The 26,487-nt window shown below is 32.5% G+C and carries 29 protein-coding genes; 7 read left to right on the top strand and 22 right to left on the bottom strand.

Annotated elements, in window-relative coordinates; translation table 11 throughout:
• Nucleotides 1-26: 26 nt before the first annotated feature.
• From EBF09_RS03020 to rny, 4 genes are read left to right on the top strand one after another with little or no spacing between them, the layout of a single operon-like run.
• A complete protein-coding gene (locus EBF09_RS03020; protein WP_121763675.1) occupies nt 27-1,952 on the top strand; it encodes a TonB-dependent receptor in 1,926 nt (641 codons plus the stop codon).
• Entirely contained in the window at nt 1,952-2,539 is a 588-nt protein-coding gene (locus EBF09_RS03015) for a hypothetical protein (RefSeq protein ID WP_121763674.1), read from the top strand. Before EBF09_RS03020 ends, EBF09_RS03015 begins: the two co-directional genes overlap by 1 nt.
• Nucleotides 2,520-3,203, top strand: coding sequence for a 5-formyltetrahydrofolate cyclo-ligase (locus tag EBF09_RS03010; protein WP_232817638.1), 684 nt, complete (start codon nt 2,520-2,522; stop codon nt 3,201-3,203). The genes EBF09_RS03015 and EBF09_RS03010 overlap by 20 nt, the downstream gene beginning before the upstream one ends.
• Nucleotides 3,112-4,629 (top strand): ribonuclease Y, encoded by a 1,518-nt coding sequence (gene rny / locus EBF09_RS03005; RefSeq protein WP_121763672.1) that lies wholly within the window; start codon nt 3,112-3,114, stop codon nt 4,627-4,629. The genes EBF09_RS03010 and rny overlap by 92 nt, the downstream gene beginning before the upstream one ends.
• A gap of 5 nt (nt 4,630-4,634) precedes the next feature.
• Here the strand turns inward: rny and EBF09_RS03000 are convergent, their stop codons facing one another.
• The 19 genes from EBF09_RS03000 to flhA form a co-directional block, all read right to left on the bottom strand.
• Nucleotides 4,635-5,723 (bottom strand): DegT/DnrJ/EryC1/StrS family aminotransferase, encoded by a 1,089-nt coding sequence (locus tag EBF09_RS03000; RefSeq protein ID WP_121763671.1) that lies wholly within the window; start codon nt 5,721-5,723, stop codon nt 4,635-4,637.
• Nucleotides 5,723-6,670, bottom strand: coding sequence for an alpha-1,2-fucosyltransferase (locus EBF09_RS02995; RefSeq protein WP_121763670.1), 948 nt, complete (start codon nt 6,668-6,670; stop codon nt 5,723-5,725). Before EBF09_RS02995 ends, EBF09_RS03000 begins: the two co-directional genes overlap by 1 nt.
• A complete protein-coding gene (locus EBF09_RS02990) occupies nt 6,663-7,727 on the bottom strand; it encodes a glycosyltransferase family 2 protein (protein ID WP_121763669.1) in 1,065 nt (354 codons plus the stop codon). The genes EBF09_RS02995 and EBF09_RS02990 overlap by 8 nt, the downstream gene beginning before the upstream one ends.
• Nucleotides 7,720-8,721: a glycosyltransferase family 2 protein gene (locus EBF09_RS02985; RefSeq protein ID WP_121763668.1), complete on the bottom strand. Its 1,002-nt coding sequence runs from the start codon at nt 8,719-8,721 to the stop codon at nt 7,720-7,722. The genes EBF09_RS02990 and EBF09_RS02985 overlap by 8 nt, the downstream gene beginning before the upstream one ends.
• A 50-nt stretch (nt 8,722-8,771) precedes the next feature.
• On the bottom strand, nt 8,772-9,443 hold the full coding sequence (locus EBF09_RS02980) for a formyltransferase family protein (RefSeq protein ID WP_232817637.1): 672 nt from the start codon (nt 9,441-9,443) through the stop codon (nt 8,772-8,774).
• A 191-nt stretch (nt 9,444-9,634) separates the two neighbouring features.
• The gene (locus EBF09_RS02975) at nt 9,635-10,105 is read right to left on the bottom strand and encodes an acyltransferase (protein WP_121763666.1); all 471 of its coding nucleotides are present in this window, start codon (nt 10,103-10,105) and stop codon (nt 9,635-9,637) included.
• Nucleotides 10,095-10,496, bottom strand: coding sequence for a sugar 3,4-ketoisomerase (locus EBF09_RS02970; RefSeq protein ID WP_121763665.1), 402 nt, complete (start codon nt 10,494-10,496; stop codon nt 10,095-10,097). Before EBF09_RS02970 ends, EBF09_RS02975 begins: the two co-directional genes overlap by 11 nt.
• Nucleotides 10,493-11,524, bottom strand: coding sequence for a dTDP-glucose 4,6-dehydratase (gene rfbB, locus EBF09_RS02965; protein ID WP_121763664.1), 1,032 nt, complete (start codon nt 11,522-11,524; stop codon nt 10,493-10,495). Before rfbB ends, EBF09_RS02970 begins: the two co-directional genes overlap by 4 nt.
• Complete coding sequence (gene rfbA / locus EBF09_RS02960; protein WP_121763663.1) at nt 11,525-12,403, bottom strand: glucose-1-phosphate thymidylyltransferase RfbA; 879 nt, start codon at nt 12,401-12,403, stop codon at nt 11,525-11,527.
• Between the two features lie 45 nt (nt 12,404-12,448).
• A complete protein-coding gene (yibB, locus tag EBF09_RS02955; RefSeq protein ID WP_121763662.1) occupies nt 12,449-13,399 on the bottom strand; it encodes a protein YibB in 951 nt (316 codons plus the stop codon).
• A complete protein-coding gene (locus tag EBF09_RS02950; RefSeq protein WP_121763661.1) occupies nt 13,399-14,376 on the bottom strand; it encodes a capsular polysaccharide synthesis protein in 978 nt (325 codons plus the stop codon). Before EBF09_RS02950 ends, yibB begins: the two co-directional genes overlap by 1 nt.
• Nucleotides 14,369-15,145, bottom strand: a complete 777-nt coding sequence (locus EBF09_RS02945; RefSeq protein WP_121763660.1) for a glycosyltransferase family 25 protein — start codon at nt 15,143-15,145, stop codon at nt 14,369-14,371. The genes EBF09_RS02950 and EBF09_RS02945 overlap by 8 nt, the downstream gene beginning before the upstream one ends.
• 57 nt (nt 15,146-15,202) lie before the next feature.
• On the bottom strand, nt 15,203-15,583 hold the full coding sequence (locus EBF09_RS02940; protein ID WP_121763659.1) for a GtrA family protein: 381 nt from the start codon (nt 15,581-15,583) through the stop codon (nt 15,203-15,205).
• Nucleotides 15,580-17,010: a DUF6056 family protein gene (locus tag EBF09_RS02935; protein ID WP_121763658.1), complete on the bottom strand. Its 1,431-nt coding sequence runs from the start codon at nt 17,008-17,010 to the stop codon at nt 15,580-15,582. Before EBF09_RS02935 ends, EBF09_RS02940 begins: the two co-directional genes overlap by 4 nt.
• Nucleotides 17,007-17,969, bottom strand: coding sequence for a glycosyltransferase family 2 protein (locus EBF09_RS02930; RefSeq protein ID WP_121763657.1), 963 nt, complete (start codon nt 17,967-17,969; stop codon nt 17,007-17,009). The genes EBF09_RS02935 and EBF09_RS02930 overlap by 4 nt, the downstream gene beginning before the upstream one ends.
• The gene (gene purN, locus EBF09_RS02925; protein ID WP_121763656.1) at nt 17,959-18,624 is read right to left on the bottom strand and encodes a phosphoribosylglycinamide formyltransferase; all 666 of its coding nucleotides are present in this window, start codon (nt 18,622-18,624) and stop codon (nt 17,959-17,961) included. The genes EBF09_RS02930 and purN overlap by 11 nt, the downstream gene beginning before the upstream one ends.
• Nucleotides 18,621-18,857: a hypothetical protein gene (locus EBF09_RS02920; RefSeq protein ID WP_121763655.1), complete on the bottom strand. Its 237-nt coding sequence runs from the start codon at nt 18,855-18,857 to the stop codon at nt 18,621-18,623. Before EBF09_RS02920 ends, purN begins: the two co-directional genes overlap by 4 nt.
• Nucleotides 18,850-19,905: a DHH family phosphoesterase gene (locus EBF09_RS02915; protein ID WP_121763654.1), complete on the bottom strand. Its 1,056-nt coding sequence runs from the start codon at nt 19,903-19,905 to the stop codon at nt 18,850-18,852. Before EBF09_RS02915 ends, EBF09_RS02920 begins: the two co-directional genes overlap by 8 nt.
• A gap of 9 nt (nt 19,906-19,914) precedes the next feature.
• Complete coding sequence (flhA, locus tag EBF09_RS02910; RefSeq protein ID WP_121763653.1) at nt 19,915-22,185, bottom strand: flagellar biosynthesis protein FlhA; 2,271 nt, start codon at nt 22,183-22,185, stop codon at nt 19,915-19,917.
• 158 nt (nt 22,186-22,343) lie between these two features.
• On the opposite strand from flhA, the gene rpsO reads away from it, so the two are divergent.
• A complete protein-coding gene (gene rpsO, locus EBF09_RS02905; RefSeq protein ID WP_111229175.1) occupies nt 22,344-22,619 on the top strand; it encodes a 30S ribosomal protein S15 in 276 nt (91 codons plus the stop codon).
• Between the two features lie 206 nt (nt 22,620-22,825).
• On the opposite strand, the gene ilvC is transcribed toward rpsO, so the two are convergent.
• The 3 genes from ilvC to EBF09_RS02890 all read right to left on the bottom strand — a co-directional run bounded on the left by ilvC (nt 22,826) and on the right by EBF09_RS02890 (nt 24,968).
• Entirely contained in the window at nt 22,826-23,851 is a 1,026-nt protein-coding gene (ilvC, locus tag EBF09_RS02900) for a ketol-acid reductoisomerase (RefSeq protein WP_121763652.1), read from the bottom strand.
• 59 nt (nt 23,852-23,910) lie between these two features.
• Complete coding sequence (locus tag EBF09_RS02895; protein ID WP_121763651.1) at nt 23,911-24,168, bottom strand: ComEA family DNA-binding protein; 258 nt, start codon at nt 24,166-24,168, stop codon at nt 23,911-23,913.
• Nucleotides 24,169-24,365: 197 nt separating this feature from the next.
• On the bottom strand, nt 24,366-24,968 hold the full coding sequence (locus EBF09_RS02890) for a DedA family protein (protein WP_121763650.1): 603 nt from the start codon (nt 24,966-24,968) through the stop codon (nt 24,366-24,368).
• A gap of 99 nt (nt 24,969-25,067) precedes the next feature.
• Between EBF09_RS02890 and EBF09_RS02885 the strand changes: the two genes are divergently transcribed.
• Together EBF09_RS02885 and EBF09_RS02880 are read left to right on the top strand one after the other, a co-directional pair.
• Complete coding sequence (locus EBF09_RS02885) at nt 25,068-25,841, top strand: OmpA/MotB family protein (RefSeq protein WP_121763649.1); 774 nt, start codon at nt 25,068-25,070, stop codon at nt 25,839-25,841.
• Between the two features lie 24 nt (nt 25,842-25,865).
• Nucleotides 25,866-26,486: a carbonic anhydrase gene (locus EBF09_RS02880; RefSeq protein WP_198672522.1), complete on the top strand. Its 621-nt coding sequence runs from the start codon at nt 25,866-25,868 to the stop codon at nt 26,484-26,486.
• Nucleotide 26,487: the final 1 nt, after the last annotated feature.

Raw genomic sequence — 26,487 nt, 5'->3', positions numbered from 1 at the left:
TTTTACTAGACAAGGAAATCATAAAGATGAAAAAATACAGACAACTAAAGACAAAAGGCTTTAAGAGATACTTTTCTCTTGCTGCCATCTTAGTTTTGCATAGCACTCTTAGCCTGCAAGCACAAAATGCAAGCCTAGAAGAAAAATCGCAACAAGCACATAATCTAAAGTCCTATTTTGACACAACACAAAAAGAGGAAGGTTTTAAAGAAGAATTTACAAGTGAAGAAATCGCACAAAGCAACTCCCAAACGCTTTATGATTTCCTCTCTAAGCATTCTTTATTAAATATCCACACAAACTATGGTAACCCCTATAATCAAAGCATTGATTTAAGGGGCTTTGGTATCAATGGACATAAAAATCTTGCTATTGTAATAGATGGAATCTATTATAACAATATAGATTCAACTCCTATTCTTTTAAGCTCTATCCCTTTAGATGCTGTTGCTAAAATAGAGATTTTAAAGGGCAGAGATACCCTAAAATATGGCAATGGGGCAACGAGTGGGGTTCTAAAAATTACCACTTCAAGCAAAGATTTTAAACAACTTCATTTTAGCTACTCTAGCTACAAAAGTGCTAATTCACAAATCTTTATGCGTCATGTAGCAAACAATCTAAATGCAGGTGTTTATGGACAATACCAAAACACACAAGGCTCTAGAAATATCACACAAGATGAAAAAGATGGAAGCTATAACAAAAATGGAGGTTTTTCGCTTTATTACACACCTAGCGATGATTTGCTTTTAAAAACAACATTCAACTATTCAAAATATGGCATAAAATATGCAAACCCTCTAACAAAAGAACAATTTATAAAAGACCCCACACAACCTCCTACACCACCACTATGGGGTGGCGATACTTTCACACAGCAAAAATACTGGACTTTGCAATACAATGCAGCTTTAAGCTATTTTTCTAGTAATGGATTTGTAAGTGATTTTAACTTTGGCACTACAAGAAGTGAAAGTGATTTTGTAAATTTCAATAATAAAATGGAGGGAAACTCACTCTATACTATTTTTAATACAAAATATCAAAATAACTCTTACTTGGTAGAATTCGGTAATACATTAAAAAACAGCAAAAGAGACAACCAAAGCAATCTGGCAAATGTAAAAGAAGCACTTTTTTATGCAAATAGCGAAAAATACTTTGATGACATTACGCTAAACGGGGGGCTCTCTTTTAATCACATCAATTCCAAACTAGCCGATTCTAAAAGCATAGACAACAAAATGGGTGCAGAACTTGGAATCTCTTATAAAATTCACCCACAAATTAGCCTTTTTGCTTCCTATACTAGAAGTTTTATTGCCCCTAATGTAGATTATATGTTTGATTTTAGCGGGAAGCTTAATCCTCTCATTAAAACCGCCACATTTGACACCTATCAAATAGGGCAAACAAGCTTTTTTGGATTACATAGACTAGAAACTTCGCTCTTTTTTATAGAAGGAAAAAATGAAGCCTTTTATGAACCAAACACTTTCACAAACAAAAGTCTAAGCAAAACCCAAAGAATAGGATTTGAAGGTAAATTTACCACGCATTATGCAAGCAATTTCTACTCTACTCTTAGCTACGCATATGTAGAAGCCAAAAATAAAGAAAATGCCTACTACAACAAAGAAATTCCCGGAATCTTACAACACACTTTTGTGGTAAGTGCAAACTATCTCCCATTACCCTCTATCAATCTTGGACTTTCTTATAAATATGGTTCTAGAGCTTATGATTATGATGATTTTACTAACACGAGCGAAAAAATGCCAAATTATCAAAGCCTAAATGCAACGATTAGCTATACAAAAAAAGACTGGGAGTTTTATACTTTTGCAAACAATCTAACAGGGCATAAAAATGCAGTAGTTGCAAGTGGTGGATATTATCTTTATGAGTTTGAAACCACATTTGGAGCGGGAGTGAAATATAGATTCTAATGCAAAATTTTTTATTACCCTTTTATTATTTATATAAGTTTAGTAATTCCCTTTTTAGTGGGGTTGCTTTGGGAACTATTTTTACTATCTATTCGCCCTTACCCCCTAAAGTTTATTCCATAGGGGGCATTTTGCTTGCACTTTGTGCTTTTATTTTAACCCTATTTTATACACAACTCATAAAAGAAAAACCCTATAAAAAAATTTTGGTTTTTATAGAAATTATCCCCTTTTTATATGTTTTAGCCTTTTTATTATTTCCAAATACATTTAAAGGGGCTATTTTAGTTTATAGTCTTTATCAGCTTAGCTTTATTTTTGGGGATTATCTTGTGCGAAGCGAAACATTAATCTTTCATCAAAAAGAGATTCTAGCCAACTTTGACAAACTCAAACAAAGCGGCTATTTAGCAGGACTTTTCTTAGCATTTTGCTTTTATTTTATATTAGAATCTTTAGAGATTAAAGATAAGATTTTGCAAGTTTATTACCTGCATTTTGCACTTCTTTTGATACAATGCTTTGTTTTTATAACCCTTATAATCTCACTAAACAAAAGGAATAAAAGTGCAAAAAGCGATTTTTAGACAACTTTTTAAAGATAAGCTCACAAAAATAAAGCATTCTAAAAATAAAATTGCACTGGATTATAAAATCCAAAAACAACTCACAAAAGAACTGCATAATATTATTAAAAATAATAAACTAAAAAAGGGTAATAAGCCATTAAATATCCTTTTTTATTACCCTTTGGCGCTAGAATTTAATTGCAAAAAACTACTTTACTATTACAAAAAGCAACAAAATGTTAAAATTTTTCTTCCCTTTATGCACAATTTTGGCTTTAAAATGGTAAAATTTAGACTTCCATTACAGAAAAAAGCATTTGGAGTTTATGAGCCTCCAAATTCTTCTAATCCCAGCAAAAAAATAGATATAGCTATAATACCTGTAATTGGAATGGATCAAAATTTTAAACGCATAGGATTTGGTAAAGGTATGTATGATAGAGCTTTTTACTCTTTAAAAAATAAACCTTATAATATCTTTATTTGTCGTGCTTTCAACTATACTCATTCTTCCATTACACAATCTCACGACATACAAGCTTCTTCATTTATCACACCTTTTTTATCCTTGAAACTTAAAGGGAAAAACCATGGTAACTTGGATTGTAACAAGCTCCATTCTCTCCGCATTTCTAGCAGGAGGAGGAAGCTACATCATATCAAAGAGGCTCTCACGCAGTAGTTCTGAAGTTCTCTTAGCTAACTCACAAGCTAAAGCAAAAGCAATTGAACACGAAGCAGAAAGGAAGCTACAAGAAGCCACAATCAAGGCAAAGGAATTGGAGCTAGAAGAAAAAGAAAAATATAAAAATGCAAACTTGCAATTTGAAAAGGAAAAATTAAAAGCCACACAAAAACTAGAATTAGAAAAACTAGAATTAGAAAAAGAAAAACGCATCTTACAAGATGATAAAAAAGCCATCAAACATCTAAAACAACAATACAAAAAAACCCTAGAAGAGCTTATCCATAAAGCCCAAGATGTTTGCTATCTCTCTAAAAATGAAGCCAAAGAAATCTTGCTAGAACAACTAAAAGAAGAATACAAACATGAGTTTGCAAAACTCGCAAGAACTTACGAAGAAGAAGCCAAAAAAGAAATCAAACAAAAAGCGAATTTTATCCTAGCACAAGCCACAACACGCTTTGCAGGAGAATTTGCAGCAGAACGCCTCATCCACACAATCGTGCTTCCAAGTGATGATTTAAAGGCTAGAATCATAGGCAAAGAAGGACGCAATATCAAATCTTTAGAAATGATTTGTGGTGTGGATATTATCATTGATGATACTCCGGGTGTTATTATTGTAAGTTCACACAACCTCTATCGCAGAGCCATCGCTGTAAAAACCATAGAAAAATTAGTAGAAGATGGAAGAATACAACCCTCTAAAATAGAAGAAACCTATCAAAAATGCTATGATGAATTTGAGGAGGAAATCTATAATGAAGGCGATAGAATTACTTTTGATCTAGGACTAAACAATATACACCCTGAAATCAAAAAGCTTATCGGAAAGCTCCGCTACCGTGCAAGCTATGGACAAAATACACTTGCACACTCACTAGAAGTTGCAAATTTAGCAGGGATCATTGCAGCAGAGCTTGGGGGAGATTGCTTACTTGCAACGCGTGCAGGATTACTGCACGATATAGGCAAGGCACGCACCCATGAATTTAAAGGAACACATGTAGAACTAGGTGCTGAAATTTGCAGAAGATATAACGAGCACCCCACCGTATTAAATGCAATTCTCTCTCACCATGGCGATGAAGAGATAAAAAGCATAGAAGCAGCCGCAGTTTGTGCAGCAGATGCACTTTCAGCTGCACGCCCAGGTGCAAGGCGTGAAGTGCTAGAAACCTACCTAAAACGCGTTAGCGAGATAGAGAGCATTGCCACTTCTAAGCTTGGTGTGCTCCATGCCTATGCAATCAATGCAGGACGCGAAATACGCGTAATCGTCAAAGCCGATGAGATTAGTGATGATGAATCCTATCTGCTTGCTAGAGAAATCGCAAAAGAGATTGAAAGCAAAGTGCAATATCCAGGAGAGATTAAAGTTAGCGTGATACGCGAAATGCGCGCTTATGCGATAGCAGGGTAAAAATATCAATTAAAGTAATTTACAGCTTCCGCCACTTTATACGCTTCATCATCTGTTAATATAGGAGAAATAGGCAAAGACAAGACTTCTTTATGAATCTTTTCTGTAATGGGATAGCTAAGGCTATTCCACTCTTTATAAGCATTTTGTTTATGGGGTGGGATAGGATAATGAATAAGCGTTTGAATGCCTCTAGCCTTTAAGTATTCTTGTAACTTTTTCCTAGTTTGCGTGCGGATTACAAACAAATGCCAAACATGTGCTTTCTCATCATAAGTTTGCGGGAGAACAATAGCATCATTTTTTATATTTTCTCGATAGATTTTTGCGATATGGCGACGCCTTTTATTATCTTCATCTAAACTTTTTAATTTTATATCCAAAATAGCTGCTTGGATCTCATCAAGTCGCGAATTTAACCCCTTATAAATATTTTCATATTTTACAAGCGAGCCATAATTTCCTAATACCCTAATTTTAATAGCTAAATCTTCATTATTTGTAGTAACACAACCTCCATCACCCAATGCACCAAGATTCTTACCCGGATAGAAAGAAAACCCTGATACATCTCCTAAACTCCCTGCTCTTTTACCTTGATACATTGCACCATGAGCTTGAGCACTATCTTCAATGATTTTTAAATTATATTTCTTTGCAAGCTCCCAAATTTTTGCCATTTCCACCACTTGCCCATATAAATGCACCACTAAAATCGCTCTAGTTTTTGGGGTAATTTTTTCTTCAATTAAATCCACATCAATATTATATGTTTCAAGACTTGGTTCCACTAAAATAGGTTTCAACCCGCAATCACTAATAGCCAAAATAGAAGCTATATAAGTGTTGGCAGGGACGATTATCTCGCTATCTTGTGGAAATTCATAGGCTTTTATTGCCAAACGCAACGCATCTAGTCCATTTGCTACACCTATACATCTTTTTACCCCACAATATTTTGCAAAATTCTCTTCAAAAATCCTATTTTTTTCTCCTAAAAGATACCAGCCACTATCCAAAACTTCTTTAAAAACCTGCTCTATTTTTTCTTCAAAACGCTGATTAATTTTGTGTAGATCTAAAAAGGGTATCATTATAAAATTCCTTTTTGCATCAGTTTGTTTCTTAAATATTTGAATAACTTAAGACGAATCTTATTTAATATCGTTAGATTAACTGGATCTGCTTTATAACCCTCATGTATATCATCCTCATTCCAGCATGTTGCAATTGTATTTTTCATTTTTATTTGCCTTGGAACTATTAACAATGGATCGCTAGGAGATAAAATTTTAGCAAATCTTGCCATACTGCCTTGTGAACCTATCATCAATTTACACTTACTTAACAGATAAAGGTCTAAGTAACCCTTATCTGCACTATTAACATTACATATTCTAAATTTACTATGACCAAATAAGGGGACAATATATTTCTCTATCCATTGCAAATCATCACTAAAAAGATAAAAAGTGGTTTTTGGTTGTAATTTTAATACAAGCTCTATATTTTTCGCAAAATAATCAACGCTTATTGGATTACCATAGTAAAAATGAGGTTTAGCCAAATCACCCCTTCTAATATGTATTCCGCATGAATCTGTATTCATAATATCTGTTAATAGCAAATAAAAGGCTGTATTGCTCTCTTCTACTTCCTTTGGTACAAAATTATCAATTAAAAAATTCTTAAATTTTACACTGTAATTTCTCCCTAAATAACCGCCAACATACAAAGGAGGAATATATCTTGCAACCTCTTCATCATCAATAAAATATCTTTTCCTATAATGCTCTATTTCCTCTTTTGTTGCTATATCACATTTAATTTTAGGGAATGCTTTTGGAATATCAAAAGTAATATCATAGGACTTATCATAGCCATTTTTCATATTATATGCCCCCCCCCCACACTCTTCAAACCAACTAATATCATACTTTACCCTATGTCCTCTTGCCTCAAACTCTAGTCCAAGTGCTATAAAATCAATTTGACTTGCAATACCGCCATCCACTCTAATAATCACTAAATCATCACGCATTTTTTACTCCTAGCCATATTATAACAATCGTTAAAACGACAATCAAAGCCACACTTTCATTAAAAAGCTTCTTATATTTTTTATATTTTTGCACTATTTCATCTTGTTTTATTTCTTTTACCAATCCCAAATATTCTTTAAAAGTAAAGCTATATTTTTCTTTTAAAATTTCTACATTTTTTATATCACTATAAAAGTGCATAATTTTATGATAACCCCAAACTTGTTGTTCTTTTTTAGGCGATAAAAGTGCCATTCTGCCCATAAAAAATTCTAAAATATCACTAGATGGCTCAAAATCAAGCATTTTAATTTCATCTTTAAATATCTTTTTTAAAAGTTCAATATCTTTGCATTGCAAAAAAGTATCCATAACGCTAGACTTTTCCAAGCTCTCCCGCATTTGTGTAGATAAACTAATACTACTAATATTTCCACCTTTAGAATCTCTTCTATATTTTATAAGTGGTTCTTCTATAAAAATAGGCTCTCCTCTTAAAAGCAAATCAATGTGAATTTGTGTATCTTGCTGATTACATATGGAATTTTGCAAAGGAAAAAAGTCACAAAACTCCCTTTTAATCATCATTCCAGGCGAAGTAAGCCCATTTCCTTTCATAAAAAAATGATGTAAGAGCTCTATTCTATCTTGATAAGCTTCTTTATGATTTGTTTTGATGATTTTATTGTTTTCATCAATCCATAAAGTTCTAGGATATGCCACTATCGCTTCACTTTGGCTTAAAGCCTTATACAAAACCTCTAAGGCATTAGGCATAAATACATCATCGCTTGCCATAAAGACAATAAACTCTCCACTAGAATTTGCAAATGCTGTATTTAAACCTGCATTGATACCTTTATTAAAAGAGTGCCTTATTAGCTTAATTCTCTTATCATGAAATTTCTCTATCTCCTCTACGCTTCTATCACTAGAACAATCATCAACGATAATTAATTCAAAATCACCAAAAGTTTGATTTAATACACTCTGTAAATAATCCTTAATATATTTTTCATGATTATAACAAGGAGTTAAAATGGAAATTTTAGACATTTTTTAACTTTTTATAATAGAATTTTAGGCTATCAAGAATCACGATAGACTTGCCCCTCCTATCCCTACTTTTTCTAAAAAACAAATCTTTAAAAGTTTTATATGGCATTAAAAGTCGATAGTTTTCCTCAAAATGCCTCTCTATCTTTTGTAACTCTTCTTGTGAAAAAAGATACTTATTTTTCAAATATTTTTCCCATAAATTATAAGCCTGCGCATATCTTTCTTTATTAATTTTTTTAATCAAAGATGACTTAAGGTTATTTTTTTTAGCCAATTCTTCCAACCTATAAAATGTCTTATAGGTATCAAAAATTTTGGGGCTCAGCTTTTTGGTAATACTTGTTTCTAGCTGATAATATTTATAAATTCCCTCTCTAACAAAAGCCACTTTTCTAGAGTTTAAAAAAAACTCTCTACATGAATATTCATCACCATTCATACCTTCTTCATAGAAACCAAGCTTTTTGACAATATCTGCTCTAAAAAAGGCAAAACCAGATATTTTCCAAAAAATACTTAACTCAAAAGCTTCCAAACCACTTAATACTTTATTTTCTGTCTCTAACTTTCTATCTATGCCACATAACATCCAATTTTTCCTTGTATCTTCTGGAAAGTGCATTACACTTCTAGGCACAATAGCATCTATCTCTTCATCTCCTATTTCATCATATCTTTTTATAAAACTTTCCAAACAAATACTATTTATTTCATCGTCATGTCCCAATACAAATATAAAATCTCCACTAACATAATCTAATGCAAAATTAAAATTAGGCGCAGCCATTCCACTATTCTTTTTACTAAAAACTTTTACTCTATTATCTTTTCTAGAAAATTCCAACAACTTATCATATGTTCCATCATTAGATTCATCATCTACACATATTAATTCCCAATTTTGATAAGTTTGTTTTAAAACAGAACCTATGCTTCTCTGTAGATAAGCAGCAGAGTTATAACAAGCCATAATGATTGAAATTTTAAACACTCAAATACCTCAAAATTGCCTAAATTTAAAAAATTCTAACATTTCTAATATTAATCCATGCTTTTATAACACACCACTCTAAATCCATCTATACCAGAAATCTCAAACCTATTTTCATATTCTTCAAAAACTCTTTTACCCACAAATTCATTTGTTAAAATTGATTGACAGATTCTATTATCCTTAATTTTTGGTAACTGATATTCTCTAAATATAAAAGCTCTAATTTGATTATGAATTTGAAAACTAGTTTTATTAAAATTAATCTCAAAATTTAAATCAATTTCTTTTCTAGAAAAATAAGTTGACTCTAAATTATTTTGCGGAATTGCTATAAAGTTATTTCCGATTAATTTATCAATATTTGCTTTAAATAAAAGAAAGTCATTTTTTAAATATTTAAAATACAAGTCCCTAGCACTATCATTTATATCTATTTTAAAGCTCTTTTGAGCAATGATTGCACCCGTATCAATACCCTCATCAATACGATGCAGACTTACTCCGCTTTTAGCCTCTCCAAATAAAATAGGCATTATAGAGGTATAAACTCCTTTATATTTAGGTAACAACGAAAAATGAATATTAAATAATCTTGAAGTTAAAAAATTACTAGGCTTTATAATTCTATCAAATTCTAAAGATATAAACAGTAAATTTTCAATATTATAAGCCTCTTCTAAATTTATTATTTTTATATTATTCTTTTTGGCACATCTCACTAGAGATTTTTGCCAAGTATCGCTACCATCATCTATTACATTAGGAATAATTGCTATCTCATCACAACTATAAAAATTCTTTAATAAAAACTCTAATGCATTGACCGCAATATCGTTTTTCCCTGCTATACAAATTTAACCATTGTATAGCCTTTTACATCTTAAGCTTACAAAATAGAACAATTAGGAGATTATCCCCCCCCCCCCGCTAATAAAATTTGCTTGACATGCTTCACATTGTTAAAAATTTTTGTAAATGCTGGAATATTTTTAGTGACGATAGCTCCAGCTCCTACCATAGCGTTTTCCCCTATAGTGATACCTGGTAAAATAGTTGCATTTGCTCCTATACTGGCACCTTTTTTAATAATTGTTTTAGAAAATTCCTTAGGATATTGCTTAGATCTTGGATATTTATCATTACAAAAGGTTACATTCGGCCCTATAAAGACATCATCTTCTATTTCTATCCCATCCCAAATTTGAACTCCACATTTAATGGTAACATTATTTCCAATTTTAACATCATTTTCTATAAAGCAATGCGAGCAGATATTGCAGTTTTCGCCTATAATTGCCTTAGGAAGAACTACACAAAATTGCCAAATCTTTGTGCCACTCCCTATATTTTCACTCTGAACATCTGCTAATTTATGTATCATTTACCACCCTCAAAAATAAATCATAATCTCTAATATACTCATTTTCATCATAAAAATCACTTGCAATTACAAGTAATTTTGCCCCATAAGAAAAGTTTTTCATTTCACGCCATATATTTTTACCTATAAAAAGTCCCATATCTGGACGATTTAAAATCACACTTTGAGTATTTTTTCCATCATTTAAAACAATCTCACATGATCCATCTATCATAATCAAAACTTGTTCCAACTCCTTATGCGCGTGAGCTCCTCTTGGAAATTCTGGCTTAGTATCATAAATATAATAAATTCTCTTTATCCCAAAAGGAATTTCTTTTAAATTTTCTAAAGCTATTAAACTTCCTCTATTATCGCTTTTTGTATTAAAATTTAATATTTTATAATTCACAATTTGCCTTTATATTTTTCCACATACCATTCAATAGTTTTTAAAATTCCGCTTTTAAAGCTTTCTTTAGGTTTCCAGCTAAGTTTTTTTTGTAATTTTGAAGAATCAATTGCATAACGCCTATCGTGTCCTGCTCTATCTTTTACAAAAGCAATTTGTTCTTTAAAAGGTTTTTCTTTTGGAAATTTTTCATCTAAAATTTCACAGATTAAATTAGCAATATCTATATTTTGCCACTCTTCATTACCACCTATATTAAAACTATCAAAAAAGTTTTCTTTGCTTTGTAAGGCAAATTCTAAAATTTTATTAATCGCTTCGCAATGATCTCTCACATAAAGCCAATCTCTAATATTTTTTCCATCACCATAGATAGGGATATTTTCTCCATTTAATGCTTTACGGATTATAGTAGGGATTAGTTTTTCATCGTGTTGTTTAGCTCCATAATTATTGGAACAATTTGAAATCACAGCATTTAAACCATAAGTGTGATGAAAAGATCTTACTAGCATATCACTAGAAGCTTTAGAGGCAGAATAAGGGGAATTTGGCGCATAAGGAGTGCTTTCGCTAAAATAACCACTTATTCCTAAGCTTCCAAAAACTTCATCAGTGCTAATATGATAAAACAAAGTATTTTTAAATCCTGCTTTAGCCTTAAAAGGCTCATCAAACCATGCTTTATAGGCATTATGCAAAAGATTAAAAGTTCCATTTACATTTGTTTTAATAAATACATCGGGGTTGGCAATAGAATTATCCACATGGGATTCTGCAGCAAAGTGGATAATAATATTAATTTTATGTGTATTGATGATTTTTTCTACTAATTTTGCATCACAAATATCGCCTTGATAAAAAGTATAATTTTTATTACTACTAGCATCTTTTAAGTTCCCTAAATTCCCTGCATATGTTAATAAATCAAGATTAACAATTTTATCATTGGGGTGTTTTTGCAAATAAAACTCAATGAAATTTGATCCGATAAATCCTGCTCCACCAGTGATTAAAATATTATTCATTTAAATACCTTGTTCTAATAATTTTCTAAGGTATGCTCCATAGCCACTTTTATCAAGCAATCTTGCGCGATCTAATAATTTTTCTTCACCAATCCAAGTGTTTCTAAAGGCAATTTCTTCTAAACATGCTATTTTATAGCCTTGTCTAAGCTCTATGGTTTGGACAAATTCAGAAGCCTCTATTAGGCTATCATGTGTGCCTGTATCAATCCAAGCAAAACCACGCCCTAAAATTTGTGATTTTAATCTATTTTGTTTTAAATATTCTATATTTACATCAGTGATTTCTAGCTCTCCTCTAGCACTAGGTTTGATATTTTTTGCTATTTCAATAGCAGAATTATCATAAAAATAAAGTCCTGTTACTGCATAATTACTCTTGGGATTTTCTGGCTTTTCTTCTAAACTCAATACTTCTCCATTTTTGGAAATCTTTGCAACGCCAAAACGCTCTGGATCTTTCACATGATAAGAAAATATACTAGCATAACCCTTTTTGGTTTCTTCTTTGGCGCTTTGTAATAATTCGCTAAATCCTTGCCCATAAAAAATATTATCCCCTAAAATCAAAGCCATATCATCATCTTTTATAAAATCTTGTGCTAAAATCAATCCTTGTGCTAAACCCTCAGGCTTAGGTTGAATAAGATATTCCATTCTCATACCAAGCCAAGATCCATCATCAAAAAGCTCTTTAAATTTATCTATATCTTTAGGAGTTGAGATTATCAAAACTTCACGAATTTTAGCAAGCATTAACGCAGACATTGGATAATAAATCATAGGCTTATCATAAATTGGCAAAAGTTGCTTACATAAAGTTAAAGTGCTAGGGTAAAGCCTTGTACCACTACCACCTGCTAAAATAATACCTTTCATAATTACCACACATTTAAAATTTTTAATATTATAACAACTAAAAGATTAATTTATTACATTTGCTTTTATAAACTTGTAAAATACATATTTACAATACAATTTCATTGCTGCTACATATTGCTTATTTATTATTTTTTCTTGCATTTGTTGTTTTATAATTTTATAATATTTTTGTTTTCTAACTTCTAATCTTTTAGCAATCTCTTGTGGAATAAAATTCAAAAGGCTATCAAACCAAAAATAACAGCATATAATATTAAAACTTGTTTGATATTTTCTATATATCCATACCATCAAAACTTGCTCATCATCCACTATGCCAAAAGACAAAAATACTTCTAACGCCTCTTTAAAATATTCTTTAAACTTTAACCAATTCTCTTGATTAGTATACATTAATCCTGCAATCAAAAATACATCCATATTAAAATAAATTTCAGCTATATGCTCTTTTATTTCTTGCTTGATACAAAATAGATTTATTTTATCTTCTTGCAAACCATTTTGTTCTATCAATTTAAAATTAAACTGCTCTTTATTTAGAAAATAACTTCCTCCATGATTAAACCCAAAATCAAACCATACAATCTTTTGGGTAGCAATCCCTCTATTAATTGCATCACACACAAAAAAAGGCTTCAAATATGTCAAATAACAATAAAGTGGAGAAATACACTCTATATTTTGTGGATTTTTTCTACCTTTGCTTTGATTAAACTCACTAAAAGTTTTTTGTATCCTTTGCAATGCTTCTCTATCAAACTCTTCTAAAGGTTTTGTGATTATGATAGTCTTATCTTCTAAGCCATGCTTTGCTCTAATCTCTAAAATTCTCTCTTTATACTCCTCTGTGGTATAGACTATAAGCTGATTTTTAACACCCGCCCAGAAAGAAAAATATTCAAAATACTTTGTATTATCCCTTTTAAAATCATCTAAATTTTCTCTTTTAATATCATAAAATGCACTTACTATTGTAATCTCATCTTGTGCCATTACTTCTCCAATAAATAATCAATTATTCGCCCCCCCCCCTGTAATAATTTTAAATTTGTAAGCTTATGAATGGGACTTTTAGAGCAAATCCACTCCCACCTTTCTTTACTCCATTTCTCCTTAGCATAAAAATGTAAAAGATGCACATCAGTATCATTTGTATCTTTTGGCATATACTTTGTAAATCTCCCGCTCCTATATAGCAAATCAAATAAAATTTGAAAAGTGAAATAATGAATATGCTTTTTCTCTTTTATATAATAATTCATAAAAATATCCTTAATTGCTCTAATCAGTAAATTATTCTTTTTGGCAACTAAAAATCCATTTAATATCCTCACCCTAAAATCTTCTTCCCAATTAAAATAATTACAATCAAAGCCAATCCACTTTTTATAATCTTTTGGTGGAGTTTGTGAACGCAAATATGCAAAAAAGTTTGATTCTAAAATCTTCTTATCCAAAGGTGCACTAAGATAGAGAGAAGCGTCCATCCACACACCCCCATAAGTAGATAGCAAAGCCACCCTTAAAAGATCAGAAAAAATAGTAATGGGCTTTGCGCTAAAGTCCTTATCTAGCGCTCTTTCATACACAAAAGAAGGCAAATCAATATAATCTTTAATATTATTTTGATCTAAAATAATGACTTTATACTCTTCGCCCATATGTTTCTTTACAAAATCAAAGCATACTCTAATGGTTTCCGGAGCTTCACTTTCCCCTTGAAACCACAACTGCCATATAATCTTATCATCTTTAAAATCCACCTTGGGAGCAAAATCCCATCTTTGCAACTCTCCCTTAAAATAAGGCTCTACATAATGCAATTTAAGGTAATCTGCCACTTTACTATGTTCCATTTTATAAGTTATTTTACCTTTAATCTGCCTTCTTAGACTTTTAAAAGGTATCATTTTGCTTATAGCTAGTGTAAAATTATTCGCCCAAAAAGGCACTTTAGAGGCATTATTCATACTCTCTTAACCTCCTAAAACTAGGTATTAAAAATAATATTTCCTTTTTTATTCTCTTAATTATTTTAGAAATTAAATTTCTTTTTTTATATCTTACTTTTAAACTACCATCTTGAATATAAGTCTGCTTACCAAAAATCTCATCAGTCCTAACCACCACAGGATAGAGTGCATATAAATTTGTAATCTTATCATTGCTTGTGCAATGATCATAAGGCACAATGATTTTTTGCAAGGCTTCATACATTTTTTTAGCACCTTTTTTGGTAATATAATACCCATGTGTGCCAAACCCACCCCCAACAATCCTTTTTAAGCTATATTTTTCATCTAAATAATAATCAAATCTCCTAGAAAAAGGAGTTTCAATCCTAAATCCATCATCTAAATACACTTGCCTATAATGCCCCAAAAGCAGTAATTCTAAATCTTTTGGAAATCTCTCTTTGAACCTAAGCACCCTTAATAGCTCTTCATCAAAATATGCATCATCTTCCAAAATAACCGCTTCTTTTAAATCCAGCTCAAACATTCTAAGAAAGACTTTTTTATGGCTTAACGCACAGCCTATCTCTCCTACACTCAAAACTCTTCCAAGCCTTTTTTTGCTTATCTCTTCATCGCTAATACTTTGGATAAAATCACTCCCTAGCTCCCTACCATTTACCGCTTGAATTATTTCATAATCTAGCCCATATTTTTCACACAAACTAGAAATATATTCTCTTCTATCTTTTGCAATTTCTAAATTAATTATAAAAAATTTCATTATTTCCTCTTAAAATTGCCATAAATTTAAATCTATTTACCTTATTTTTAAAAATTGTCAGCCTTTAAACACATAAATCTTACTAAAAACAAACCCACTTAATGTATAACTAATAGCGGCTAAAACTTGTGATAGATACACATTTAGCCCCACTAAGCGATAGCTTACAAACAAAACCAATAAGTTAATTATATAAGATATCCCCATAAAAATCAAAAATCTTACAAATTTAGCATTTATTATTTGCCTACAAGCCTTCCCTTCTATCCTAAAAGTAAATTTTTGATTAAGAAAAAACGAGCAAACAATCCCTACACAATAACCCAAAAAGTTCGCTCCCTCTGCAAATAGCCCACAATAGGTTAAAAGCAAAACTACTCCAAAACCTACGAAAGTATTAATAACCCCCACTAAGCAATATTTTAAAAACTCTTTCATTTTAGATTAAATTTCTTAAACCCAAAATATCTTGCATAAAGATCATTCACCCAATTTGGCTCGATATTTGGCCTATTCCAATCATCAAAAGGCAAATAACGCTTAAACCACCTAGCTTCTATATTCAGCTCTTCCTCCCCCTTTTCTTTAGCGTTTTTTGCTTCTTTATAAACCACACTCCATTGATATAATCCATAAGAATAATTTATAAAACAAACCAGACAGAATCCACCACAAATGAGCTTAATTGCTTTAAAGTATTTTTCTTTTTGCATACTTTTAGCATACAAATCCAAAACCAAATAAACTATAATCGCATACAAAAATAAACTTGTCCCAAGATGTGCTCTTTTAGGCAACTCTCCCACTTGAAAAATCACAAGTCCCATAAATAAATAAATCCCATAAAGCCCCAAAACTAAAAGATACTTTTTCTTATCCATCTTATAAAGTTTATAGACTAAATAAAGCACAAAAAGATAAATAACAAAAGCTCCAACATGCTTCATAATTACTCCAATAACTACCATACCAAATAATAATCCAATATAGTGATACGCCTTTATTTTTATCCCTTTAATCACCATAAAAATCAATAAAAATAATAATAAAAATGCTAAAAAAGAATAATTAAAATAACCATTAAAAGTTGTGTAGATTCTAGACACCATACCTAAAAATCCAAGCTCAAAAAACTCCCCAAAACTTAAATAATTAGCAGAATTTAACGCTCTTGCTTGTTGTCCTGGTGCAAAGTATAAAAGCAACCAACCACACCAAAAACCCATTGTGCCAAAATACTGCCATAAAGGAATTTTGAGTTTTCCATAAAACAAATACACCAATGAGATAAATAACCCAATACACACTATTAGGCCCACATGCTCACTTGCCATACCCGCTAAAATCCCTAGTAAAAATAATCCTATTCCAAAAAACAGATTCATCAAAATACTCTGCTCTCTAGGCAAATTTCCCTCGTATATCCTTTGATAAAAAACCCTAAAAGGAAGCAAAAAATAAATAATAAAAGAAATACCCCAAAGATAGTTAAAGCTTCCAGCCCCCCATAAAAATGTAGAACCAAAAGCACTAAACATCACCACAAGTCCAATCACTAAAAACAACATATAATAATCTAGCCTATCTTTTGGTTTCCTAGCAAAATATAACACAAACAAAACATAAAAGAAGATTGTCCCAACAAGTGCATTTAACACATCATACCATACCTCAAAGCTATATTTTGCAAAAATTCCACTATAAAGAATCTCACCAATTCTTGCATTAGAACCCAAATAAGTTCCTAGCAACTGAGCCTTATCAGCATTCAGCCAAAAGCCAATATCATCAGATTGTGGAAGCACAAGCAAATTTAAAACAAACAAATAAATATACAAACCCAAAAAGAATATAAAAGCTCTCATTTTATTTTCCTTTTTCTCACAATAAAATGCGGACGCCCCTTAACTTGCTCATAAATTCTTGCAATATATTCTCCTATCACACCAAGCACTATTAAATGCAACCCTCCAAAAAATACAATCACACACATAAGCGATGGATAGCCTTTCACATCACTTCCATAATACAAAGTATCAAAAATTATCCAAATTCCATACAAAAATGCCAAAAAACTAGCCAAAAACCCAACCACAAATGCCAATCGCAAAGGCAGAGTTGAAAAGCTAATAAGTCCCTCTATTGCGTATTTAAAAAGCTTCCAAAAACTCCAACCACTCACACCAGAATTTCTAGGAATGTATTTATATTCCAAAATCTCTTTATTAAACCCAACCCATTCAAAAATCGCCTTAGAAAAACGATGGTATTCTTTTAATTCTAAAATTGCCTCTACCACCTCTCTACTCATCAGCCTAAAGTCCCTAACTCCACTATGAATCTTCACTTCACTAATGCAATTACTAAGTCTATAAAAACTCTCACTTAAAAATCGCTTGATTACTCCCTCGCCCTCCCTGTCAATTCTTCTTGCAAAAACAATCTCTTTGCCTTCTTTATAATATTTTTCAAACATAGTATAAATAAATTCTATGGGATCTTGCATATCCGCATCAATTAATACTACACAATCAACCCTTTGTTTATAAGCTTCTTGTAATCCCGCCAAAATAGCAGCTTCTTTGCCAAAATTTCTTGAAAAATCAACAATTTTAATCTTTTCATCTTTATATTTAAGATTTTCTAGAACTTCTAGTGAATTGTCTTTGCTTCCATCATTCACAAAGACAAAACCATAATCAATAGCTATTATTTGAGAATTAATTTTACAAATCTCCTCTTTAACTTTTTTATAAAAAAGCTCCAAATTCTCCGCTTCATTAAAAACAGGCACTACAATACTTAAAGTAATTTTATCGCTCATTGCTAAGCTCCTCTAGCACCGCTAATGGATATAAAATATGCTCTATTTTATGGATTTTTTCTTCATAGTTTTCTAGACTCATTCCCTCTTTTGCCATCACTGCTTGTGCGATGAGTTCCCCACCATCTAGCTCCTCGCTCACCCTATGCACGCTCACTCCACCCACTTTCATACTAGACTTGAAGCTCTCTTCTATGCCATGCGCCCCTTTAAAAAGCGGCAAAAGTGAAGGATGGATATTAATCGCATTTATTTGTGTGGTAAATACAGGAGTTAAGATTCGCATAAATCCTGCCAAAACACATAAATCAAGCCCTAAAGGCTTTAAAACCCCCACTAATTCTCTATCAAACTCCTCTCTTGCTTTTCCTTTGCTCTCAATCACTTGCGTTTTTACCCCTAAATTCTTAGCACGCACTAATCCATAAGCCTCTATTTTATTACTAAGTGCTAGGATTACTTCTATCTTAAAAGCCCCGCTCTCCCCCTCTTTTGCCTCTATAAAGTCATCTCTAATCCCACCGATGATAAAACCTTCTTGCTCTTTTTTAAAAGCATTCCCACTTTTTTTAAACCAACGATTATGTAACGCCTTAATTAGTGCTTCTAAATTACTTCCATTACCGCTAAATAAAATCGCAATGCGTTTTATCATTCTTTCACTCCAAAAAGCTTAGGTTTTGTCGCTTTTAGCTTCTCTAAAGTAGCTAAAATCTCTTCTTGTCCGTATTCTTCGCATCCTTCATCTATTAGCTCAATATAGCTATCAAGTGCCTCTTGTAATGCATCTTCTCTCACTCCACTAAGCCTTAATGCTACACATAGCATATCACTAAGCTGAATAGAGAGTTCTTCTATCTCTTCTTTTAGCTCTTTTATCTTATCCATTTTCTTCTCCTATAAAAATCTCTTTAATTATTTCTTTAATGTCTTCATACACAAAACTTTCCCTAAAACTCTCTATCTTACCTCCACTCGCATTTAAATGCCCCCCGCCATTAAAATATTTTTGCGAAATCGCGCTCACATCACACGCATTATTCGCCCTCAAACTCACATTCCCCCTAGCACTCACATCCATAAAAAAATCAAAATCCGGATTTTTTTTCAAAAATAAATTTGCAAGCACTGAAATATTGCCTATGCTATAAGTCAAAAATCCTCTAAACTTCCCACAATACACACTGCAACGCTCTTTTTTCTCTTCTAAGAGTGCTACTTGATAATTAGACACTAAATTATCCAAGCTATCACTATTTAAATCCCCTCCCAAAAACTCTTTTTTAAGTGCTAAAATCGCATTATCTAGCTTAATATAGCCTTTTTCCTCTTTTAAAAATTTTGCACTTTTTTTAAGAAGTTCTATTTTATAGGCTCTATCTTCATCATCAAACATAAATCTATTTAGCTCTTTTGCCTCTACGATTAGTCGCATTGCCACTTTGCCAAATTCAAAATTCACTCCATTTTCTAGCCATAAATCAATGCTATTTATCATATCCACCATAGGCTCTAGCCATTCTTTTGTGGAATCTTCTATAGAAAAACGCTCCAAAAATGTCTCATACACAATCTTAGTCGCACATCTTTTAGTATCCAAATAATACCATTCATATTTAGAGGCACACTCTTGTCCGCTTTTATGATGATCTAAAAGCTCATAGCTAACCCTGCCACCCTCCAAATTAAGCTCTAAAACTGCTTTTTTAAGCTCCTCACATTCACTTAAAGTTAGATTTAAATCGCTGATTAAAATATAACTTTCACTTCTAATGTCCGCTCTAATAGCTTTAAAAATCTGCTCTAATCTTGCTATAACTTCTTTGCCATAATTTGCATTATAAAAAAACAAATTATGTTCTTTAAAAAACTCTCTTGAAACTAGCTGACATCCATAGCCATCTAAATCAATATGAGAAAGATGATAAAAATTCATTTATTTCCTTTAAATAGGGAATTCAATAGCCCCTAAAATTTCATATTTGCTTTGATAGTCAATCTCTGCATTGCTTAGTGCGATCACATTTCTACCAAACCCATACTGCTCTAAGAATATTGCAATAGGTTTGCGTAAAACCATAGGAATCCCACCTATTATCATCGGCACTGCACCTAGAGAACTACTTTTCTGCCTTGCCACATTAATCGCATCTAAAAGACTTTGTGATTCTGTAGGGCTTAGACGCAATCTTTGTCCAATTTTTTGTGCATCTGGTAGCTTTTCTAATAAAAACTGCTCCAAGCTTGGCGAGAACACAAAATAACGCAATATCCCCTCTTCATTTTGAAAATTATGCGTAATAAGGCGTTTTAAACAAGCTCTTACATATTCTGTTAAAGTTGGCAAATCCCCTTTATAAGCTGGGAATCCATCTGCAATCGCTTCTGAAATGCTTAGCATATCTTTAATAGGTATTTGCTCATGCAAAAGCTCTTTTAAAATATGCTGGATTGTCCCTACACCCACGCCTTTAATCTCTTCTGCAAGGACTGGATAATCTTGTGCTAATTTCCCAAGCAAGTTATGCACTTCTTGACGCGTTAGAAGCTCCTCTGCATAAAGCTTAATAAGCTCTTGAATATGTGTGCTAATGACTGTTGCTCCATCAATTGTGGTATAGCCTTCAATAATGGCATCTTCTTTTTGCCCTTCGCTAATCCAATACGCATCAAGCCCAAAAACAGGCTCTTTTGTAGGAATCCCATCGGGCAATTCCCCTGCAAATCCACTAGAAGCAATCGCTAGGTATTTATCCACCATAATCTTTCCACGCCCTATTTCAATCTCTTTTAGCAAGATTTTATATTCATCGGGTGCTAAGTTTAAATCATCTCTTAAATGCACCATAGGCACTAAAATCCCATAGTCTGTTGCCATAGCTTTTCTAATGGAGCGGATTTTATTTACAAGCTCTCCACCTTGAGCTGGATCTGCAAATTTAATAAGCTGGTATCCAAGCTCCACGCGTAAAATCTTAACCTTGAGTGCTTTATCAATCTCTGCTTCTTCCCTTTTTCTTCTCTCTTCTTCACTTTCTTTAGGGGCTGGGGGCTTGATAGCCTCTTGTCCTGCTTGCGCTCCTTTAGCACCACCTGCTTGTGCTCTTTGTGGAAGATTTGCTTCTTTGTTACCCTCTTCTGCTTTTTTAGGTTTTTTGGCTTTTTTAAGGAGATTTTCTACAAACTTCCACGCTTCTCCATCTTTTTGCTTACTTAAAAGCAAAGCTAAAGTCAAAAACAAAAGCCCCACAAACCCTAAAGAAAGTGTAGGAAGTCCCGGAACTAAGGCAAACATTAGCAAAATACAACCCACAATCAAAAGTGTTTTAGATTCATTTACAAGCTGATCAATAATCCCTGCTGCAAAATTTTCGCCCTCTTTACTAAAACGCGTAACAATAATACCCGTAGCAGTAGATACAATGAGTGCTGGAAGCTGTGAAACAAGCCCATCACCAATAGTAAGAATAGTAAAAGTAGAAGCAGAATCTGCAGCACTCATATCCTTTTGAAACACACCGATTAAAAATCCACCGATAATATTAATAAGCGTGATGATAATCCCTGCAATCGCATCGCCTTTTACAAATTTATTCGCACCATCCATAGATCCATAAAAGTCCGCTTCGGCTGCTAGCTCATCGCGTCTAGCTTTTGCTTCTTCTTGTCCTATAAGTCCTGTATTTAAATCCGCATCAATAGCCATTTGTTTTCCTGGCATCGCATCAAGTGTGAATCTTGCCTTTACTTCTGATACACGCGTAGAACCATTAGTAACAACCATAAAATTAATAATGACTAAAATAATGAATAAAATCACACCTATCACATAGTTTCCACCCACTACAAACTGCCCAAATGCAGTGATGATATCACTCACAGCCTCTGGCCCCATATGTCCATTACTCAAAATCATTCTTGTGGTGGCAATATTTAAAGAAAGCCTAAAAAGCGTAACAATCAAAAGCAAAGTCGGAAATGCTGAAAAATCTGTGGGCTTTCTCACATAAAGTGCGATTAAAATAATAAGAGCAGAAAGTGCAATGGAAACAGCTAAGAAAAAATCTAGCAATGCACTAGGCAAAGGCACAATAATAATTGCTAAAATCGCTACGATAAAAAAGACGACTGTTAAATCTTTTGAACCGGTTAAAAACCCAAAAAATGGGGTTATTTTACTGAAAAATGAAGATTTAGCACCACTACTCTTTGCCAATTTTACTCCCAAAACTTTTTATATTTTTAAATTTAATCTGTAATTTTAGCCTTTTTTAGCTAAAAAGGGCAAATATTTTTCTAAATTTTAGTGTTTTTTTGTAAAATTATGCTAGAATTTTAGCTTTAATTTTAAATTACCAATCAGGAGGTCTTATCATGGCTCAAGATTCGGCGAAAAAAAGAGAAATTACTTCTGCTTTTGCTAGAAATCCAAAAGATACAGGTTCAGTTGAAGTGCAAGTAGCACTTTTAAGCGATAGAATTAAAACTCTAACCGAGCATTTAAAAATCAATCAAAAAGATCATTCAAGCCGTTTAGGTTTGAGAAAAATGGTTTCTCATAGAAAAAGATTACTTTCTTATTTAAGAAAAAGCGATTTTAAACGCTATGCAAGTTTGATTGAAAAATTAGGCTTAAAAGATAGAGGTTAATCCCTCTCTCTTTAAAACTCTCATTATAAAATACTTCACATTCTAATATAATTTTTCCCTTTTTTATCACATATCCAAATCCAAAAATTTCTTTTTAATTTTGTTTTTATTTTCTAAGATAAGCCATAAAAACACTAATGATTTTAGATTATTTTAAAAGGTTTAGTAGAATTTGTATCAATTAAGCACAAAAATTGTGCTTAAAATTAGTTTTTATCTTGATCTACAAGCTTATTTGCCCCAATCCAAGGCATCATTGCTCTAAGTCTTGCACCTACATTTTCAATTTTATGGTTAGCTAGATTTTTGCGTTCTGCATTCATTCTTGCATATCCTGCTTTACGCTCTAAAATAAAATCTTTTGCAAAGCGTCCCTCTTGAATGTCTTTTAAAATCTCTTTCATTGCTTTTTTAGATTCTTCGTTGATTACTCTAGGACCACTTACCATATCGCCATATTCTGCAGTATTTGAGATAGAATAACGCATATTTGCCAAGCCTCCCTCATAGATTAAATCTACAATAAGTTTTAACTCATGCAAACACTCAAAATAAGCCATTTCTTCAGGATAACCTGCCTCTACTAAAGTTTCAAATCCAGCTTTTACAAGACTACTCACACCACCACAAAGCACCGCTTGTTCGCCAAAGAGATCCGTTTCTGTTTCATCTTTAAAAGTAGTTTCAATAATCCCACTTCTACCACCACCAATAGCACTTGCATAGCTTAGTGCGATAGCTTTTGCATCACCTTTACTTGTATCCTGCTCTACTGCGATTAGATCAGGTATCCCACCCCCACGCACAAACTCACTTCTTACAGTATGTCCTGGGGCTTTTGGTGCTACCATAATCACGCCCACGCCTTTTGGTGCTTTGATTTGTCCAAAGTGAATATTAAATCCATGCCCAAATGCAATGATTTTATCCTCGCTAAGATATGACTTAATATCCCTTTCAAACACATCTGCTTGAAGCTCATCAGGGATTAAAATCATAATCACATCAGCCATTTTTGTAGCTTCACTCACTTCTAGCACTTTGAAGTTTTTCGCTTCAGCCTTTGCCCAGCTTCTGCCACCTTTATACAAACCAATCACAACTTCCACACCAGAATCCCTTAAGTTCTCTGCGTGTGCGTGCCCTTGAGAACCAAAACCAATTACCGCTACTTTTTTCTTTTGGATCAATCCTAAATCACAATCTTTGTCATAATACACTTGCAATGCCATATTTTGCCCTCTTTATTAAATTTTAGCGTTTATTATAAGTCAATGAAGCTTAATTTTTATTATTCTTCCATATTCTTTTCTTCTATTGTCTTTAGATATTCTTTGATATTTTCCACACTCTTTTTCCCAAAACCTTTAATAAAAAGCAAATCTTCCACTCTTTTAATCTCTCTTTGTTCTCTATATTCTAAAATTGCATTTGCTTTAACTTCCCCTATTCCTTTAATACTCATTAACTCTTCTTTTGTAGCGGTATTAAAATTAAAACTAGCAAACAAAAAACTACTCAATAAAAATAATATTTTAATTCCTCTCATTTTATTTCCTTAAATATGATTCATTAAAATATAACACAATTTCTAGAAAATAGCCCCATATAGCACCTAGAATTTTCCCTTAATTTAACCACAAAGCCACACAACACATACTTTTAAATAAATCTTTAAAATGTAACCTTTTTACCCTTTTGTATATTTTTAGCTTTCAAACCTTCTTAAAATTAAAAAAGCTTTGCTTAGAGTGTCTTAGTATGTCTTTTCCACAAGATATAAAATCCCACCAAAATAGCAATACACACTAATAAGCCCAAAGTAATTAAATGCAAATATTCTTTAATCAACTCTTCATTTTGCCCTAAAAAATACCCTAGAATTGCTAAAATAACCACCCAAATTCCAGCCCCTAAAGTTGTATAAAAGCAAAAAAGTGAGAGATTCATCTTAGCAATCCCAGCAGGTAAAGAAATATATTGTCTTACAACAGGCACTAAACGCCCACTAAATGTAGAGATATGCCCATGTTTTTTAAAAAAAGTTTCCATTTTTTGCATGGTTTCTTCTGTGAAAAAGAAATATCTTCCATAACGGATTAAAAATGCTCTCCCTAAAAACAACGCCAAAAAATAATTAAGCAATGCACCAACAAGCGATCCAAGCACTCCACTAAAAATAGCCCAAAACAGATTCATTTCACCCTTATGTGCTAAATATCCTGCAGGTATCATCACCACTTCACTAGGAAAAGGAATAAAACTGCTCTCTAAAAACATCATAAAAAAAATACCAAAATAACCTAAATCGCTCACTAAATTTACAATAAAATCAATAATGCTACTCAAAAATTCCCTCTAAAAATATTAGATTTTAAATTTTATTATAACTAATTAAAAGCTATAATAGTAAATAAATTTTCTAAAAATTTAACAAAAAGGGATAAAATGGCAGAGAAAAAATGTCCGCCTTGTGATTGTCCAAATGGCGTTCCTCTTTGGCTTGGAACCTATGGAGATATGGTAACTTTGATTCTTACCTTTTTTATCCTTTTGCTTTCTATGGCAAGCTTTGATAAAGAAAGAATCGCACAAGCTATCGGATCGTTAGAAGGTTCTTTATCTGTATTAGAAAAAGGTTCTATGACACAGATAAATCCTCCCTCTATCGTGAAAGCAACACCTATTGAAACCGATATTGAAATGGATAATGTTGTAAATATTTTTGCAAGTTTAATCACTGATTACAATGAAATCAACCGCCTTGCAAAAGGTCCCTCTGTGGAGCTAGAAGAATCCGAAAAAGGAGTGATTATCCGCATACCTGATTCTTTATTGTTTGAAAGCGGTAGTGCGATTCTTACACAAAGCAGTGGAATATCCTTTTTAAAGCGCTTAAGTATTGAGCTTAACAAACTTCCAAAAGAAGTTCTCATAAAAGCAATAGGGCATACAGACGATACGCCTATGAAAATAGGCGCACAATTTAAAGACAATCTAGAACTCTCCATCGCAAGAGGAACCAACATTGCAGAATTTTTGCAAAAAGAAGGAATCGCAAAAGAAAGAATTAGTGGAGGAGGAGAAGGTCAGTTTTCCCCCGTTGTAAGCAATGCTATCCCAAATTTAAAAGCAAAGAATCGTCGTGTAGAGCTCTATCTTTATAGCATTGGCGAAGATGTTTCAGAGAAATTAGGAAATATCACAAATTTAAAACCTTAAAGGAAATAAGTGGCACAAAATTCTATTGATTTATTATTTGAAGGTGCGATTAAATTCAAAGAAGAAGATTTTGAAAACTATAAAACCCTTTTTGAAAATTTAAAAGAAGGGCAAAATCCACATACTCTTTTTGTGGGTTGTGCGGATTCTCGTGTGGTGCCAAACCTCATCACAAACACGCTTCCAGGGGAGCTTTTTGTAGTTAGAAATATAGCAAATATCGTGCCTCCCTACCGCTTGGCAGATGAGTTTTTAGCGACGACTTCAGCCATTGAATACGCACTCTTAGAACTAAAGGTTGAAAACATTATAATTTGCGGACATTCTCATTGTGGAGGTTGTGCAGCACTTTATGAAGAAGAGCATTTTGCTAAGATGCCAAATGTCAAGACTTGGCTTAAACTCTTAGACAAAGTCAAAGAACAAGTTTTAGCACTCAAACCAAAAACTAAAACAATGCGTTCTTACCTCACAGAACAGCTTAATATTGAACGACAAATTGCAAATTTATTTACCTATCCAGAGGTTAAAGAAAAATATCTAGCACGCACACTTAATATTTATGGTTGGCACTATATTATTGAAAGCGGGGAAGTATATAGTTATGATTTTAAAAAGCATGAATTTAATTTAATTAAAGGATAAT

Origin of the sequence: Helicobacter burdigaliensis, from assembly GCF_003670295.1 — a bacterium.
Lineage (GTDB): Bacteria > Campylobacterota > Campylobacteria > Campylobacterales > Helicobacteraceae > Helicobacter_D > Helicobacter_D burdigaliensis.
Note: the sequence above shows the minus strand (reverse complement) of the source record. Positions and strands in the feature narration are given on the sequence as shown.